This is a genomic window from Polyangium sp. 6x1, assembly GCF_029946515.1.
GTDB lineage: Bacteria > Myxococcota_A > Polyangia > Polyangiales > Polyangiaceae > Polyangium.
Map to the genome: position 1 here is coordinate 112,013 of NZ_JARZHH010000013.1, position 16,578 is coordinate 128,590.

The window sequence follows — 16,578 nt, forward strand, 5'->3', positions numbered from 1 at the left end:
GGGAATCACCCCCGCGCCCCCACCGGCTCGATTCCCCGAAACATCACCCCGACGAACACCACCGCCAGCGCGGCGAGCCCCGCCGCCAGCGCGAAATGCGCCGCATACCCCAGCGCACCCGCGGAGAACCCGCTCGCCGCCGCCGCGACGCCCGTCGCCGCGACCACCACCGAGGCTTGCACCGTGTAATCGGCCGCCGCGTGCTCCGGCCGGCACGATTCCATCATCGCCGTGAAGAGCGACGCCGTCGCCATTCCGCTCGTCAGGTGCTCGATCCCGCACACCACCGACAGCGCCGAGATGGATACGGGCCGCGACGCGACGAGCGCGTAGAGCAGCACCCCGATCGCCTGCAACGTCCCGAACCCGAGCAGCGCGCGCCGGTATCCAAGCCTGCGCACGAGCCCGCCTCCGAGCATCGCCCCGAGCAGACCCGCGGCGAACCCCACGCCGCCGATCATCCAGCCGACCTCCCGCATCCCCAGCCCGGCGCCGTGCGGATCGACGAAGAAGGGCTTCAGCATGCCCGAGGCGAAATGCTCGCCCGCCTTGTAGACGAAGAGCAACCCGAGCCACGAGAACGCGCCCGGGCGCGTGAGCCAGTAGGACAAACTCGGGCTCTCGCGGGGCGGCGGCGGCGCGGCGGGCGGCTCGCGAAAGACTGTGATGGGCAGCGTGGCGACGAGGAGCATCGCGCCGAGGCTCGTGAGCGTGATCCGGAAGCCCGCCGCGTCGAAGACGAGGAGCAGGAAGCTCCCGCCGAGGATCATCCCCACGCGATACGCGGCCACCTGCACGCCATTGCCCCAGCCGAGCTCGTGTTCGTCGAGCAGGTCCACCGCGAGACCGTCGGTCGCCACGTCCTGCGTGGCCGCGAGCAGGTTGATGCAAAGCACGGCGGCGCAGAGCCAGGGGATCGTGGGGCCGCCCTCCGGCAAGGCGAGGGCGAAGAGCAGCGACGCCGAGAGGACCTGGATCGGCAAGATCACGCCGCGCCGCCGCCCGAGCCTCCCCGCGCCGCGCCGGTCCATCAGGGGCGACCAGAGGAACTTCAGCATCCAGGGGAGCGCGAGCAGGTGGCTCAGGCCAATGGCCGGGAGGGACAAACCCATCCGCTGGAGCAGCACCGGCAGGGCCTGCGTGAAGAAGCCAAAAGGCAGTCCCTGCGAGAGGTAGAGGCTCGAAAGCAATCCGAGCTTCGTCAGCGAGCTCTTCGGGATCGTCACACGGCCTCCTTCGTATCGTCCGCAGGCTCGTCGAGCAGGCCCTTTGCCATGCGCTTCGCCGTGGCCGCGGCCGAGCCCTTGGGCGTGAGGCCGGGCGCCGCCGCGGCCAGCACGAAATACCCCTGAATGGCCGCAAAAAGCCCCGCCGCCACGCCCCGCGCCCGCCGCGCGCCGACGGCCTCCGCGCAAAGGCCCTCGAGCCGCTCGAGATCCTCGCGCGCCACCTTCTCGTACGCCGCGCGCACCTCCGGCTGCTTCACGGCCTCCGCCGAGATCGTCACCCACGCGGCCACCGCGGCCGGATCCGCGTCCTTGCCCGTCGCGAGGTACGCGTCGAGGAACGCGTCGACCTTCGCGCGCGCGCCGCTCGCCCGCGCGATCCGCGCAGACGCCCGCGCCCGCGCCCGCGCCGCGAGCTCGTTCACGCACACGAGCAGGATCTCCTGTTTGTCGTGGAAATGGTAGTGCACGAGCCCGGGGGAGAGCCCCGCCGCGCGGGCGACCTCCTGGATCGTGGCCCGCTCGTAGCCGCGCTCCGCCATCACGGCCAAGAGCCCCTCGACGATCTGCCCTCGACGCTCCTCGGTGTTCGACGGTCGCGCCATCGCTCACTCCGTTGTTTGGTTGACCAACCTATAAACGAAGAGACGACCGAGGTCAAGGGCGCGCGCCCAAGGCCCGTCGATCAGGGCAGATTCAGGTGGAAATGCGGCTCCGGCCCGTCCCGCTCGTCCATGAGCGTCACGCCCGGTTCCTGCTTCACGGCCTCGCGCAGCGCCTTCTCCAGCGCGCCGTCCATGGCCCACGACCGCACGTCGACCGCGCCCGATTTCAGGTGCTTCGACACGTACGTCCCGCGCCCGATCTGCGCCTCGATCACCTCGCGCATCGCGCGGATCGTCCCTTTTCGTTTCTCCCCGCGGCCCGCGGCGTCGCGATAGGCGTTCCGCACCTCGGTCGCCGCGGCCTTGTTCTCGTAGAGCGCCACCACGTCGTCGCCGCGCTTCAGCTTGTCGAACATGAGCTGCGCCTGCCGCTGCGGCGTGCGCGTCCCGCCCGTCACAACGAGCCGCTTCTTCGTCGCCTTGTGATAACGGGTCGCGATGCGGTCGAGCCGCTTCGCGTTCGTGTCCGTGAGGCGCAGATCGCGGGCCAGCACCTCCATGTGGTTCGTGCCCGCCACCTTTTGCAGCGGCTCGGGCGTCGCGTCCTTGCCCTCGCCGACGCCGTCCTGCGCCGTGACGCGGAAGCTCTTCACGTCGTCGTGCCCGCGGCACGCCTTGCACGTCCCGGCCGCGTTTTCGCCGTTCTTCAGCTTCACGTCGAGCTGCTCGGTCGCGCCGCCGCGGGTCACGATCTCGACCCGGACCTTCAGCGCGTCCTCATAGCCGCTCTTGATCTCCACGGCGGAGACCTCGTCCTCGTCGTCGCTCTCGTCGCTCGTGTCCTCGGCGGGCGCGCACGTCCGGAGCTCGAGCTTCTCGTAGCCCTTGCCGGCCGCGCGCCACGCCGAGCAGCGCGGCGCGTCCCCGCCCCGCGCCTCGCCCGGCGACACGACCATCCCCACGAGCAGCGCCGCGGACATGCCCCACGCACGCAACCACGTTTCCCGGAGACCGAGCACGACGACATACCTTCCCGCCGGGCCCCTCCGGCGCCGGCACAGACGCTTTCGCGCGCCCGCCCGCTGCCACGAGTCGTGGCGGCTGTCAAGCGATGGGGTCCGGGCGCTTGAAAACGCGGCTCATCGTCCGACCTTCATCACGCTCCCGCCGTCCGTCGCGTCCACCCAGAAAATACACGCCTTTCCCAGCGCGAAACGCGAAAGACCCGTCCGCCCGCTCGCGTGCACGCGCGGCGCCTCGGCCCCGCATCCGGAAGCGGGGCAGCTCCGGATCGCGCCGTTCGTCGTTTCACTCCAGTACACGCGCCCCCCGGAGACGGCCACGTCGAAGGGTTTTTCCCCGGCCTCGCTGGGCGTGATCACCGTGGGTCCGCCGCAATACGTGCCCTTCGCACACCGCTGGATCGTGCCGCCCGGCTGCCACGACGGATAATAAAACGAATCGTTGTCCACGGCGACGGACGCGGGGAAGACGAGCCCGCCCGCGACGGTCGTCGCGTTCCCCCCGGACGAACCCTGGTAGATCGCGCCATTGGCGTTGCCATTGCCGAACTCGACCCAGAAGAGCTGGCCGCCGCTCGCGAGGATCGTGTCCGGCCGGAAGAGCCCCGTGGCATAGGCCTTCGGCGCGGCGCAGTCGCCCGGCGCGCAGCCGTACACGCGCCCGTCGCTCTCCGCCATGCCGCGATCCGTCCAGTAGACCGAGGCCCCGTCGAACGCGACGCGCCCGAGCGTGCCTTGCGCGACGGAGGGCGCGAGCTTCTTCCGCGTGTCCATGCATGCGTCGGCCGTGCAGGACCAGAGCCCCTCGTCGTCCCCGTAAAACACGTTTCCGTCCCATACCACGAGGCTGCGCGGCGCGACCGCGCTCGCGAGCGCCTCCGGCGCATCCGTGCCCGAGACGAACCGCATCACCTCGCCGCCCTCCTGGTTCACCCAGTACACGCCGTCGCTGCCGACGGTGAGATCCGCGGCGCCGAGCGCAGATGCGGGCCCTTCCGCGACGGACACGGGCGTACACCCGCCCTCGGGACACGGATCACATTCGAGCACGAGCGCCCCGGGACCTCCGCCCCCGCCGCCGCTGCTCGCGCTGCTGCTCCCGCCGCCGGCCGCGGCGCTCGGCAGGCCCGCGCCGAGGCGGTCGAGGTCGAGCCAGCACGCGGCCGCTGGGAGCGTCATCGCCGCGAACAAGAGGCCGGGAAGAAAACTTGAGCGCGGGCGCATGGCGGCAGTGTAACCCGCTCGCGGCGCGGTCGTGGTAGCCTCGGCCGCGCATGATGTCGGAATCGGACGAGGAGATCGCGGAGAAGCGCATCGGCACGTCGGTCGGCAGCTGGACGATCGAGCGCGTGCTCGGCATCGGCGGCATGGGGAGCGTCTTTCTTGGTCGCCGCGCCGATGGTTGCGCCGCGGCCGTCAAGGTCCTGCACCCCTATTTGCAGAACGTCTCCGAGCTTCGAAAGCGGTTCCTCCGCGAGGGGCCCATCGGCAGCGCGCTCGCGGCCGTCGGCCCGCTCTGCGAAGGTTTGCCGCAGGTCTACGAGTCGGGCGTGTCCGAGGACGGCGCGGCGTTCCTCGCGATGGAGCTGCTCGACGGCGAGACCGTCTTCGATCGCATGGCGCGCAAGGGCGTGCTCTCCGTCGACGAGGTCCTGCGCATCGCGCACAAGGTCCTCGACGTGCTCGTCGTCGCGCACACCTTCGGCATCGTGCATCGCGACCTCAAGCCCGAGAACCTGCACGCGGGCAGGGACGGCCGGATCAAGGTGCTCGATTTCGGCATCGCCCGCGTCGACGCGCTCCCCGAGGGCACGGCGGAGCTGCCCGAGAAGACGGCCACGAGGACGGGCGTCGCCATCGGCAGCTACGAGTACATGGCGCCCGAGCAGGCGATGGGGAAAAACCAGGAGCTCGACGGCCGGACCGACATCTTCGCGCTCGGCGCGACGATGTTCCGCCTGCTCGGCGGCCGTTACGTGCACGGCGACCTCGAAGGCGCGCTCCTGCTCGTCGCCGCGGCCACGCGGCCCGCGCAGCCGCTCGCGTCCCTCGCGCCGCACATCCCCGCGCCCGTTTGCCGCGTCGTCGACATCGCGCTCGCGTTCCACAAAGAGGCGCGTTATCCCGACGCGGCGACGATGCGCTTCGACGTCTACTCGCTCCGCGCTGGCAAGGCGCCGCCGTACGCGACGGCCGTCGCCGAGGGGCGCATTCGCGCGGGCGACAGGCCGCCGCGCTGAGCTTGACATCACGCGCCTCGCGCGGTCCCATCGGCGCTCGTGGAGACGTTCAAAGGGTGCGGCTGGCCCGCGTGGGTGATTCTGCTCTTCGGGATCGTGGGCATTGCCGTTGCGGCGATCGGCTTTTTGCTCGTGGCCTTGAAGAAGCCGCTCGGCGGCGCGATCGCGGCGGGGCTCGGCGTCCTCGTCTCGCTCGCATCGGTCGGGATGGGCCCCGTCGGCGCGATGATGGGCCGCTCCGTGACGGACGAGGCGCTCCGAGGGGATTACATCGACGCGTCCCAGCGAACGCTCATCCGCGAGATGGGGTACGCCGAAGCCGACGGGTGCAAAGACATCGGCCTGGCCCTCGGGAGCACGCCGCTCCTCGCCTCCCTCGGCGCTCTCGCCCTCGGGATCGTCCTCCACAGCCGTAAAAAGGGCTGATTCAGGCCGCGGCGTCGATCCCGATCGCCGCGACGAACCTTTTCGCGAGCGCCTCCATCTCCGCCGCATCGGGCAAGCCGAGGACCCCGAGCGCCTCGTCGCGCCCGGCGTCACGCGCCCGTGGGGCGAGGAGCGCCCGCGCCGCTTCTCGCCGCGCCATCTCCACGCGCGCCTGCGCTCCCGGAGCGAGCCGCTGCTTCGCCCAGGCGTCGATCGCATGCGCGAGCGCCGCGTGCCGCGCCTCGTCGTCGGCGATCTGCGCCATTGCGACGCGCACCTCAGGATCCTTCGCGAACGTCGCTTGCCACCGCGCCACGAGCGCGCCGAACGCCTCGCGCACGCAGCCCTCGGCCGCGTTGTGCGTCGCGAGCTCTTCCAGCGACGCGCGCCGCGCCTCGCCTGTCGTTGGTCCCGGCACGCGCGCGCCGTACCTGCGCGCGAGCGCCCGCGTGCGTCGCGTGTGCCGCTTCTCCTCCTCGGCCGCACGCGAGGCCGCCTGGAGGAGCCTCCGCGGCGCGCCGAGCGCGGCGAGATCCCGCCGGAGCTCCCGGAACGCGAGCACCGACCCGGCTTCGAGCGCGGCCGCGTGCACGAGCCATTCGCCCGGCGCCCCGAGATCCTTGGTGTCCAAACGTTTTTCCGGAACGCTCTGCCCGAGCGGCCGCCGCCCCGCGCTGCAATCCGACATCTGCGTGCACTCGATCGCGGGCATCGTGCCGCCGTCTTCGAGCGGGATCGACGCCGGCACGCACGAGATGCCGTTCGGGCATTTGCGCTGGCATTCGTCGGCGATCCAGTCCCCTGCGTCCTCGACGCCTCCATCGCTGCTCGGCGGCAGGAGTGGGATCTGCGCAATGTTGTCCGGACACGGCCCGCACGCGAGCCCCCGCGCCCCGAGCGCCGTCGTGGCGATGATCATGGCGATGAGTTTGTCGAGGTGCCTTTTGTTCATGGCGTCGTGCTCACGGCGAGGTGGGGATCGAAATCGAGCGAATCTGAAGTCCGCCGGGCGCGGGGGACGCGCCGAGCTCGGGCGCGATCGTCCCGCTCGACGCCGACCGCGTGATCCACACCCGGAAATCGCAGTCCTTCGTCCCGGGCTCGATCCCGAGGTCGGCCGGCTGGATCGCATACACGCCGGGATCCTGGGCAAAATACCGCGAAATCGGCCATGACAAACAGGGGGCCGTCACGTCGAGCCACGTCTCGAACGTGCCGTCCGCCGCGTCCCAGTTGATCGGAATGGGAGACGCGCGCGAGGCGGGCGCGCTCGGGACCACGATCGAAAAAGGCGGAGGCACCACGAGCTTGCTCACGAATCGCTGGCTGCCGCGCGAAAAGACGAGGTCGAGCTCGGTGGCGCTCGTTTCGAGCTGCGCGACATATCCGAAGCCGCCGGGGACGAGGGTCTGCTCGGGGCCGCCGGGCACGGCGAGGCTCAGGCGATCGGGGTTTTCCAGCGTGACGCCCGTCCCGTCGCCGAGCATCGTGACGAGGACCTGGGCCGTGCCGCCGTTCGTGCGAAGCTCCGCGTACAGCGAGAGCTCGTCCGGCGTGAACGTGGTCGAGGCGCGGGGCCCTTCGGGTTCGCTGCTGCACGCCGGCGCGGAGGCGAGGAGAACCAGGGCGAGGAGCGGCGAGCGCATCCCCGGAGCCTACCCGAAAATCGCCTCCGCCGGGAGCGTCCCCGCGTCAGCGCCGCACGGCGCCGTGGGGTTTGCCCTCGCCGTACCCCGCGAGCGTCTGCACCCCGATCACCGCCTTTTCATGGAGCTCGGGCAGGCTCCGCGCGCCGGCGTACGTGCAGGCCGATTGCACGCCCGTGATCATGTCGACGAGCAGCGCGCCCACGCTCTCCTTGCCCTCCTGGATGTAAATGCGCGACGTCGAAATGCCCTCCCGAAAGAAGCCTTTTTTCGCGCGCTCGAACGGATCGATGTCCGCCGTCCGGTCGTGCACGGCGCGGGCGCTCGCCATGCCGTAATTCTCCTTGTAAAGCGCGCCCTCGCGGTCCTCTTTCACGTCGCCGGGGCTCTCGTACGTGCCCGCGAGCGCCGTGCCCACCATCACGCGCGACGCGCCCGCCGCGAGGTACAGGGCCACGTCGCGCGGGTATTTCACGCCGCCGTCGGCCCATACGTGTTTTCCGCGCGATTGCGCCTCGCGCGCGCACACGAGCACGGAGCTGAACGTCGGCCGGCCCGCGCCGGTCTGCATGCGCGTCGTGCACATCGCGCCCGGCCCCACGTTCACCTTCACGACGTCCGCGCCCGCCTCCAGCAAATCACGCGTGCCTTCGGCCGTGCACACGTTGCCCGCGACGAGCGGAGCCGCGCTGCCGATGGCCTTCCGGACGGCCCGGATGGCCTCGATCATGCGCCGCTGATGCCCGTGCGCCGTGTCGAGCACGATCGCCGAGACGCCGATGTCGACGAGCCGCCGCGCGAGCTCGGGCGCATTCGCCGAAATGCCCACCGCGGCCGCGACCATCAGCTCGCCGCCCGCAGACAAACTCGGCCGGAGCAGCTCCAGCCGCACGGCGTCGTCGCGCGTCAAGACGCCCACGAGCTTGCCCTGGGCGTCGAGCACGGGCACGGCCTTCACGCGCGCCTCTTCCATGAGGAGAAATGCGTCGCGGTTCGGCGTGCCCGCGGGGATCGTCACGAGGCGCGAGGACATCAGCGCCGAGGCGGGCGTGTACTGGTCCCGATCTCGGAGATCCGCGTGCGTGACGATGCCGAGGACGCGGCGCTCGTCGTCCACGACGACGACCATGTCGTGCGACCGTTTGCGGATGATGCCTTGTACGTCGCGCAGGCTCTCGCGCGGCGAGACCACGAGCGGCGTGTCGTAGCGGGGATCGGCGCCCTTGATGTGCCGGACGATCCGCTCGGTGGTATCGAGCGCCATGTCCTGGGGGAGCACGCCGAGCCCGCCGAAGCGGGCCATCGTCTCGGCCATGCGTTTGCCCGTGACGGCATTCATGTTCGCCGAGACGATCGGGTGCGAGCCGCCCGTGAAATCGACCGGCCGGAGCTCGACGTCGAGGCGCGAGACGCCCTCGAAATACCCTGGCGTCAGGAAGACGTCTTCGAGCGCGAGCTCGAGCTTTTCGTCCCGCTCGGGATGGAGAAATCGCATGCGGCAACTGTAGCCGAATGCGGCGAAAACGACGAGCGGATGCCAGGTTTATTGCGGGCTGGCGGCGTCGGGCGAGGCGGGAGCGGCGGGCGCGGGCTCGGCCGGCGCCGCGGGCGTCGGCTCGTGGACGGGCGCGGGATCCTTTGCGGGCTCGGGCGCGGCCGGCGGCTCGCTCGGCGTCGGCTTCGTGGCCTCGGGCTCGGCCTTCGGCTTCTCCGGGGCGGGCAGGAGGTCGCCCGTGATGTTCAGCGCGAGGACGATGTAGGGGACGGCCTGCGAGACGTCCTGGCCCGTGCGATAAGGCGATTTCAGCCACCAGTTCGCGACGAGCAAGAGCGTCGGCTCGAGCGCCGCGCCGTCCGGCTTCTTGAACGTCCACGCCGCGATGGGTCCGACGCGGTGAATCGCGCCGGGCCCGCGGGTCTTGTCGTCGTCGGGCCCGAAATGTTCGTCCTGGTAAAACGCACGGCCCGTCGTCCAGCGCACGCCCACGGTGAGGCGGTTGTCGAGGCCCTGGTAGAGGAGATCGGCGTCGTTCGAGTACCAGAGGCCGCCGTCGCCCACGAGCAGATCGTAGAAGATATCGTAAAAGACGCGGTCACCCTGGCGCAGCTTCATGTCGGGGCGGCCGAACCGGAAGAGGCTCCGCGCGGCGACGGGGCCGAATTTGAACTGCACGTTCGCGCCGGCGATGAGCTGCGTGCCGGTGGTCGAGTAGTTTTTCTCGGGAGCGCCCTTTTCGAGGTCGCCGCGGCGCGCGAGCTCGGTGTCGCTGTAGTTCACCTTCGTCGCGTCCGCCGTGGGGTACGACTGAAGGAAGTTGAACGCGCCGAAATACGCGATCCCTTCGTAGAGCGCCCAGAGCTGGAGGAAGCTCGCCGGCTGGATCTGGATCGTGGGGCCGCCGCGGGCGAACGCGCCGCTCAGGGAGGGGGCGAGCCCGATGCCGATGAAATTGTCCCGGAGCGCCGTGCTCTCGCTCTTGTAAAGGCGGTATCGGTAGACGAAACGCGCGTCCGTGATGAGGCCGAGCGGGTTCCAGCGGAACAGGGTCAAATCGTTATAGACGATCCGGTGCTGCGGAGGCGGCCCGTCGCGGTACGCCTGGGCCTCGGCGTCCGGGGCGGTCGATAACGTCACGAGCGCCGCGACGGCGGCGAGCGAGGGGGCGAGGAAGCGGCGCATGGGGGCTCCGTGGAGAGGCGGTTGCCTCTTGAAATGGGCATCCTATGGCTTTCCTTTGTTGGAGGTCAAGCGTTCAGGACGGCCGAGCCACGCGCCGCGCGCATGCCGTTGACGGAGCATGGCGTCGCCCAACGATCTCGTTTGGAACGGGAGAGAAGGCGGCCGTGGCCCGTGAATTTGCCGCATCGCGTAAAGCGTCTCGGGCGTTCACGACCCCTCGTTTTCGTTCCAACGGAGATATGCGCTCCATGCGGACCTCGATACGCTTCCGTTTCTGGCTCCTCTGCCTCCCGCTCGGCGGCTGCGGCGGCCCCTCGGCGACCGTCGAGCCCCCTTCCGTCGATCCGCCGGTCGAGCCCGACGAGGCCGCTCCGTCGATTCTCGCGAATCGGTTCCTCCTCGCCTTGCCCGGTCCCGAGGCGGCCGAGGAGATCACGCTGGAGCTCGACAAGGCAAAGGCGCTTCGAATGTTCGGCGAATCCGCGCGGCGCATCCGGATCCTCGACGTCGACTCCACCGCGCTGCTCGAAAACGTCCTCGATGACATCCGCGACGCCTGCGGCACGGGCTGGCAGCTCGACCAGAAAAGCCCCCGCTTCGATTGCACGGAGACCGAGCTCGGCCGGACGTTCGGGCCCGCGTGGCGCACCTCGGCCGAGTTTGCCCTCGCGCGTCTGCTCGGCATGACGCCGGCGAACGCGGACCTCTCGGGGACGAGCCTGGAAACATTCGCCGCGCTCGTCGAGCAAAACCCGAGCACGTTCCGCTTCGATTTCGCCGAGGTGCTCGCCGAGAGCCTCGGCATCGCGCGGACGGCCCCCGTCGTGCCCACGGAGGCGCTGGTCCGCGCGCTCCAGGAGAACCTGCTCGGCACGCATCCGGGGATCGACGAACCCTCGGGAAAACTCCCGGTGAGCCTTTATGATGCTTTGAAAGACCTCTCGACGTTGCCCGAGAAATTCGGCCCCGTGAAAGGCGTGCACCCCGGCGTGCTCGTGCCGGACGACGCGCATTTCGCCACGCGCAGCGACGTGCTCGGCCCCGATTTCCGCATGCGCGTGGTCGCGACGTCGAACCTGCGCCGCGTGCGCGGGGTCGACCTCTCGTCCGGCGGCGGCGACATGTTCGTGATGGAAGGCAGCGCGCCGCTGTCGTTCGATTTCGAGGATCCCGAGCGCCTCGTGATCCAGGGCGTCGCGGACGTGCCCAGGGTCGACATGCGGTTCGCGACCGTCGAGGCGGACCACTTCATTCCTTCGTGCGAGGCCGATCCCGGCTGCCGCCCGTATTCCCTGGAGTCGATCGTCACGAGCGGCGCGCGGCGCGCATACGGAAAGCGGTCGTACGATCGTTGCTACGTCGGGCTCAACGGCGAATGCCTGGTCGGCGTGCAGATCGGGCAGGGCGGCGCGCCGCCGGGGTGGATCACGTTTGCCAATGCGATCCGGGGCGTCACCGTGCCGGAGCCGCGATTCTTGTGGGATCTGCTGGCCGAGGTCGCGCAGATCTCGCTGCACGATCCGACGGGGGACGGCATCCCGGACATTGCAGAGGGCGCGGCGAGGCCTGTGTTCGCGCTCCGGGACGTGCGGATCGGCCCGAGCGGCGCCGAGCTCGTCCGGGCGATGCGCCCGCGCTTGCAATCGCAAGCGGACTTCATGGCGAACGTCATCGTCGGGCGGTTCTGGGAGAACAACCACGACCTCGATTTTTACGTGCGCCGAGGGACGGCGGGCGGCCCGCCGCTCCTCTATTTCGTGGCCCCCTCCGATCGAAAGCCTGATCCTGCGGGCTCGGACCGTCCGAAGGCGTATGGCTACGAGCGCCCCGGGTTCTTCAAGAGCCCGGATCTCGCGGAGGCGAGCCGCGTATCGAAGCGGCAGATGCCTGGCGTCCCCGACACGGAGCACGAAAAAGTGCCGCTCTCGCCGGGCGAGCTCGTGCTTTATGCGGAGGACGACGCGCGCGACGTCTACGAGATCCGGATCCTCGTGCCCGAGGAGGAGGGACGCGACATGGTCGTCGATTTCGAGAAGGTCGCCTCGCGGAGGTCGCGATGACCAGGAAGCGATGTTTCGCGCTGCTGGCCCTCCTCGGCGCCTCGGCCGCCGCTTGTGTCGAGCCCGTCACGCTCTCGCCGCCCCCGCCCGAGGGCGAGCTCGCCGTGGGCGAGAGCCGCGAGATCACGCTGCGGTATTTGCGGCTCGACGTGGAGGATTTCGCGCAGTCGCTCGGCCCGGAGGAGCTCCGCCGGTTGCCTCGAAAAACCCTCGAAGAGACCTGGCTGCTCGACATGGATCTCCGGCCGCTCGTGGCGAACGCGCTCGATCGATTCACGCGCCTCCCCGAGGAGGAGGCGAAAGCGCTCCCGCAGCCGGCGTGGAACATGTTCGCGTTGCTCAACATGACGCCGGCGAGCGCGCGGCTCGAAGGCACGTCGCTCGCGGGGCTTTCGGCCGTGGGCGAGGCGGTCGGGATTTCGCCCTCGCGGATCCTCGCGGACCTCGCCAGCGTGGGACCGAATGAGCCGCTCGCCCCGCGATCGATCGTCACCGACGTCGTGGTCGACCAGGTGATTGCGACGCACCCGCGCGCGCGCGTCCGCAGGGGGCCGGTGACCGCCGATCACCCCGAGGGCCTTTACAAGGTCGAGAAGGGGAAAATCGCCCTGACCCTCTACGACGTGGCCACGGATCTCGCGTCGCTCTCGGAGCGGTTTGGCCGGGCGCCGCTCGATCCCGCGCGCCCGGAAGGCCCGGCGCATCCCGGGTTTCTCCTGTCCGCCTCCGGCCTCTCGACCGCCGACGGGGGCTTCCGGATGACGGTGCGGCTCGACGTGAATGCATTGCCGTACAGGGGCGTCGAGGCCTCGCACGCGCGCGTCGCCAGCGTGAACTCGATCGGCGGGCAGATGGGCCGCGCCTTCGATTTCAAGGATCCGCGGTGGCTCGAGGTGCAGGGGCTCGCGGAGGATCTCGCGATCCGGGAGATGACGATGACGATCGCGGAGGACCCGACCTACCTCGCGCCCGGGACGAGGCGGGATCCTCGCCCGCTCGGCAATTCGCCCGTCTGGAATGCGGCGCCGTGGTCCGAGGAGCGGGTCCTCGCCGAGACGGGGCGGCGCCTCGCGAAGCACATCCCGCCCCATTGCACCACGTATTCGCCGGCGGGCGAGGTCTCGGATCCTTTCGAGGCCGTACGGGTGTGCATCGACGGCGAGGGGTGGGTGCAGATCGAGCTCGATCCGAGCGTGATCCTCACAGGGCCGCCGCCTCGGCCGTCGTATTACTGGGACATGCTGCTCGAGGTCGCGGAGGCGCGGATGCACGACGGGGGTCTCGCGGAGGGCGCGGCGAATGTCGTGATGCCGGTGCGTGACGTGTCCGTGGGCGTGCGGACGGAGGAGGTCGTCGCGCGGATTCGGGAGAACATCGAGGAAAGCCCCGCGACGCTGCGGGAGATGGCCGAGGCGCTGACGCAGAACACCCGCGGAGACGCCGATTTCTTTTACGTGCAGCCCGAGGGGAGCGCGGAGGATTGGCTCTATTTCGTCGCGCCCGAGGACATCCGCAAGGACGCGGAGGGCAAGGCCGTGCGGCCCTATGCCTACACGAGCCCGGGGTTCTTCGCCGATCCCGCGCTCACGCGGAAGGTATCCTCGCGCGTCGAGATCGACGGGGACACCACGCACGAAAAGGTGCGTATCGAGCCGGGCGATCGGCTTTACATGCGAGACGCCGAGGGGCGCGTCTTCGAGATTGTCGCAGAGGAGAAGCCGAGCCTGCACCGGCTCGCGCTCGTCGTGACGCGCGCGTCGTGAATCGATCGAAGGGGGAGAGCACCATGTCACGTCGTCCGCTGCGTATTGCGTCCCTGCCCTTCGTCTTTGGCGCGCTCCTCGCGTCGCAGAGCGCGGGCGCCTCCGGGCTCGACGCGCCGCTCGTGGGGAGCGGGCAATCCGGGCCGACGATCTCCGACGGCGCGGCCATTCACTGGAATCCCGCGGCGCTCGCCGACATCGATCGACCCGAGCTCTTCGGCGGCGTGGGGCTCGTCGCGGGGCGCGTCGGGTATCGTCGCGAGCGGCGAGGGACGTACCAGACGCCCGACAGCTTGCGATTGCGAGGGCCGATGCCGGTGGGCGAGACGGCCCCGGACAAACGGGGTTTTTCCGGGGAGGTGGTCGCGACGCCGCTCGCGCCGACGGGGGATCTGTTTTTTGCATGGCCCCTCGCCCGGCGGCGGCTCGTCCTCGGGCTCGGCGCGTACGTGCCTTATGCGGCGGCCCTCGATTTTCCGAAGAACGGCCCGCAGGCCTGGCAGCTCCAGCAGGCCTTCATCGTCGCGTCGTACGTGACGGCGAGCGCGGCCGTGCGCGTCCTGCCAAACCTCTCGTTCGGCGCGGGCGTCTCGTACGTGGGCGGGCTCGCGAGCCTCTCCAAGAAACAAGACTTCGCCGAGCTCCCGGAGTTTCAGCGCGCGTTCTCGGATCCGCCGATTGGCCAGCCAAACGATTTCGGGCCGAACGCGCCGAGCTACGTGCGCGAGCTCGACGTACTGTCGCGGCCCATCTCGATCACGAACGCCCTGAGCCACGGGATCTCGTTCAACATCGGCCTTCTGTATCTGCCCACGACCGACGTGCGCCTCGCGCTCGTCTACCAGCACGGCGCGCAAATGCGTTACCGGGGGCGCTTCGCGCTCGACATGAACGATCCGTTCTTCACGCAAGATCTCGCCGCGCAGGGGCTCCGATATCCGCCGCTCGTCGAAGGGGACGCCGAGCTCGCTTTCCGGCTCCCGAAGCGGATCACGGCGGGCGCGTCGTACCAGGCGACCCGGTCCTTCCGCGTCGACGGGTTTGTCCAGTATGTGACCTATTCGGACGTGGACGCGTTCGTCGTGACGACCCGATCGCCGTCGCTCGCGCAGCCGAAGCTCGGGATCGGGCCGTCGGTGCGGGCGATCCTGCCGCGAGCGTGGAACGACACCGTGTGGGTGGAGGCGAGCGGGCGCTTCGCGATCTCGCAGCTCTTCACGATGTCCGCGACGATGGGCTATCAATCGCCGGCCTCGCCCGAACAGACGATCGACGTGGGCTCGCCGGATGGGCATCGTTTCGTGGGCGGCCTCGGCGCCGTCGTCCGGGCGACGCAATGGCTCGATCTGCACGCGGACGCGCGCGCGCAGGGGATGCTGCCGAGGACGGTGACGACCTCGCGGAGCGACGTCGGCAATGGCAGGTATACGATGGCCATCGGATACCTCGGCGGGCACGCGAAGGCGCGGTTTTAACGGGCGGACGTACGGTCTCGGCGTCGAGGCCGGCGCCTCGCTGCGAGGAGGGGGACGATTCCGAGGAGGGGGAGGCTTCGGGGCAGCTCGGGCGATGCGCCGACGTGGCACGCCCTGGGATCGGGCGCGAATCCGGCGATCGGCGCGGCCAGCCATCCCGGTCGAGGGGAGGAGCCTGCAGGTGAGCGTGGACGTGCGGTAGGGACGACGCCGTCCATTCGCGGCGTTCGTCGACCCGCCCCCGAGCCGCGCGGGCATTCTCGCCAAGCTGACGGATTTGTCAAGCCAATAGCACGAAGAAGGTCCCTTTTCTCATGCGTCGAAGGTGCGTCGTGGTTTTGACGGCAGACCCTTGTGCCTTCTCGGCATTCCTGCTGTCATTGAATCATGACGCCCCTCCTGCCATCACGTCGCCGTGCTCTTCATGTCGTCCGCGGTCTCCGTCGTGCTGGACCGATCGGAATGCTCGCGCTCGCGGGCCTCGTCGGTTGCGGCGGTGGCCCTGACGATCTGCCCGAAGCCCTCACGGAGGAGGCAAAGAACGCCGTCGTTGCGGGGCCCATGCTCATTTCGTATGGGCCCGAGCCGGACCAGTTCGGCGAGCTGCGCGTCCCTTCGGGGTGTGGCCCGCATCCCGTCGCGGTGCTCATCCACGGCGGTTGCTGGACCACCGTCTTCGGGCTCGAGCTCATGAGCGACATGGGCGAGGACCTCGTGAGCGAGGGTATCGCCACCTGGAACATCGAATTCCATAGGATCACGTATGGCGGATCGGATGACGGACATCCGGAGACGTTCCTCGACGTAGGCGCGGCCATCGACGAGCTGCGCGCGCTCGCCCCCGTCTACGATCTCGATCTCGACCACGTGGCGGCCGTGGGCCACTCCGCCGGCGGTCACCTCGGCATCTGGGCCGCCGCGCGCCCGAATCTCCCGACGTCGAGCAGCATCCGCGGCGCCGATCCGCTCCCGCTCTCGGCCGCCGTCTCCCTCGCGGGCGTGCTCGACATCGCCGATCCCGTGGCGCGCGGCGCCTGCGGGACCCTCGCCGATCAGCTCCTCGGCGGCACGCCCGCGGACGTTCCGGAACGTTATGCGGAGGCAAACCCGAGCGAGCTCGTGCCGATCGGCGTGCGGCAGGTGCTCGTGCACGGGACCGCCGACGAGATCATCCCGCTCTCGTCGAGTGAGAACTATCGCGACCATGCGCACGCCGCCGGTGACCAGGTCTCCTTGAAGAAAGTTCACGGCGCCGACCACTTCGACGTGATTACCCCCGCCTCCCTCAAGTGGCCGCAGGTCCGAGCCCGAATTCTGAGCGTGTTCCCGCAACAATGACGGATTCCGTCAAAAAACCGGCGCCCTGTCGAATGTGGCTTTGAACCGTAGTCCAGGTCTCAAAACCGCCTTCGTACGGGGGAATCCCAGGATCGAT

The 16,578-nt window shown here is 69.7% G+C and carries 14 protein-coding genes; 6 read left to right on the forward strand and 8 right to left on the reverse strand.

Annotated features, from left to right (window positions below; translation table 11 throughout):
• Nucleotides 1-5 precede the first annotated feature (5 nt).
• The 4 genes from QHF85_RS15365 to QHF85_RS15380 all read right to left on the reverse strand — a co-directional run bounded on the left by QHF85_RS15365 (nt 6) and on the right by QHF85_RS15380 (nt 4,077).
• A complete protein-coding gene (locus QHF85_RS15365; RefSeq protein ID WP_281327924.1) occupies nt 6-1,226 on the reverse strand; it encodes an MFS transporter in 1,221 nt (406 codons plus the stop codon).
• On the reverse strand, nt 1,223-1,831 hold the full coding sequence (locus tag QHF85_RS15370) for a TetR family transcriptional regulator C-terminal domain-containing protein (RefSeq protein ID WP_281327925.1): 609 nt from the start codon (nt 1,829-1,831) through the stop codon (nt 1,223-1,225). The genes QHF85_RS15365 and QHF85_RS15370 overlap by 4 nt, the downstream gene beginning before the upstream one ends.
• Nucleotides 1,832-1,911: 80 nt before the next feature.
• Nucleotides 1,912-2,850, reverse strand: a complete 939-nt coding sequence (locus QHF85_RS15375) for a hypothetical protein (RefSeq protein WP_281327926.1) — start codon at nt 2,848-2,850, stop codon at nt 1,912-1,914.
• A gap of 120 nt (nt 2,851-2,970) precedes the next feature.
• On the reverse strand, nt 2,971-4,077 hold the full coding sequence (locus QHF85_RS15380; RefSeq protein WP_281327927.1) for a hypothetical protein: 1,107 nt from the start codon (nt 4,075-4,077) through the stop codon (nt 2,971-2,973).
• A 50-nt stretch (nt 4,078-4,127) separates the two neighbouring features.
• On the opposite strand from QHF85_RS15380, the gene QHF85_RS15385 reads away from it, so the two are divergent.
• Both QHF85_RS15385 and QHF85_RS15390 read left to right on the forward strand, forming a co-directional pair.
• A complete protein-coding gene (locus QHF85_RS15385) occupies nt 4,128-5,093 on the forward strand; it encodes a serine/threonine-protein kinase (RefSeq protein ID WP_281327928.1) in 966 nt (321 codons plus the stop codon).
• 39 nt (nt 5,094-5,132) lie between these two features.
• A complete protein-coding gene (locus QHF85_RS15390) occupies nt 5,133-5,519 on the forward strand; it encodes a hypothetical protein (protein ID WP_281327929.1) in 387 nt (128 codons plus the stop codon).
• 1 nt (nt 5,520) lies between these two features.
• Here QHF85_RS15390 and QHF85_RS15395 read toward each other — a convergent pair whose 3' ends face one another.
• The 4 genes from QHF85_RS15395 to QHF85_RS15410 are packed head-to-tail and all read right to left on the reverse strand — an operon-like array spanning nt 5,521 to nt 9,845.
• Entirely contained in the window at nt 5,521-6,471 is a 951-nt protein-coding gene (locus tag QHF85_RS15395; RefSeq protein WP_281327930.1) for a ferritin-like domain-containing protein, read from the reverse strand.
• Between the two features lie 10 nt (nt 6,472-6,481).
• Nucleotides 6,482-7,165 carry a hypothetical protein gene (locus QHF85_RS15400; RefSeq protein WP_281327931.1) on the reverse strand — a complete coding sequence of 228 codons (684 nt, stop codon included), beginning with the start codon at nt 7,163-7,165 and terminating at the stop codon, nt 6,482-6,484.
• 46 nt (nt 7,166-7,211) lie between these two features.
• On the reverse strand, nt 7,212-8,660 hold the full coding sequence (locus tag QHF85_RS15405) for a GuaB1 family IMP dehydrogenase-related protein (protein WP_281327932.1): 1,449 nt from the start codon (nt 8,658-8,660) through the stop codon (nt 7,212-7,214).
• Between the two features lie 48 nt (nt 8,661-8,708).
• The gene (locus QHF85_RS15410) at nt 8,709-9,845 is read right to left on the reverse strand and encodes a hypothetical protein (protein WP_281327933.1); all 1,137 of its coding nucleotides are present in this window, start codon (nt 9,843-9,845) and stop codon (nt 8,709-8,711) included.
• A gap of 248 nt (nt 9,846-10,093) precedes the next feature.
• On the opposite strand from QHF85_RS15410, the gene QHF85_RS15415 reads away from it, so the two are divergent.
• The 4 genes from QHF85_RS15415 (at nt 10,094) to QHF85_RS15430 (ending at nt 16,481) form a co-directional block, all read left to right on the forward strand.
• Complete coding sequence (locus QHF85_RS15415; RefSeq protein WP_281327934.1) at nt 10,094-11,905, forward strand: hypothetical protein; 1,812 nt, start codon at nt 10,094-10,096, stop codon at nt 11,903-11,905.
• On the forward strand, nt 11,902-13,668 hold the full coding sequence (locus QHF85_RS15420) for an acetyltransferase (RefSeq protein ID WP_281327935.1): 1,767 nt from the start codon (nt 11,902-11,904) through the stop codon (nt 13,666-13,668). Before QHF85_RS15415 ends, QHF85_RS15420 begins: the two co-directional genes overlap by 4 nt.
• Before the next feature lie 23 nt (nt 13,669-13,691).
• A complete protein-coding gene (locus QHF85_RS15425) occupies nt 13,692-15,143 on the forward strand; it encodes an outer membrane protein transport protein (protein ID WP_281327936.1) in 1,452 nt (483 codons plus the stop codon).
• A gap of 462 nt (nt 15,144-15,605) precedes the next feature.
• The gene (locus QHF85_RS15430; RefSeq protein ID WP_281327937.1) at nt 15,606-16,481 is read left to right on the forward strand and encodes an alpha/beta hydrolase; all 876 of its coding nucleotides are present in this window, start codon (nt 15,606-15,608) and stop codon (nt 16,479-16,481) included.
• Nucleotides 16,482-16,578 lie beyond the last annotated feature (97 nt).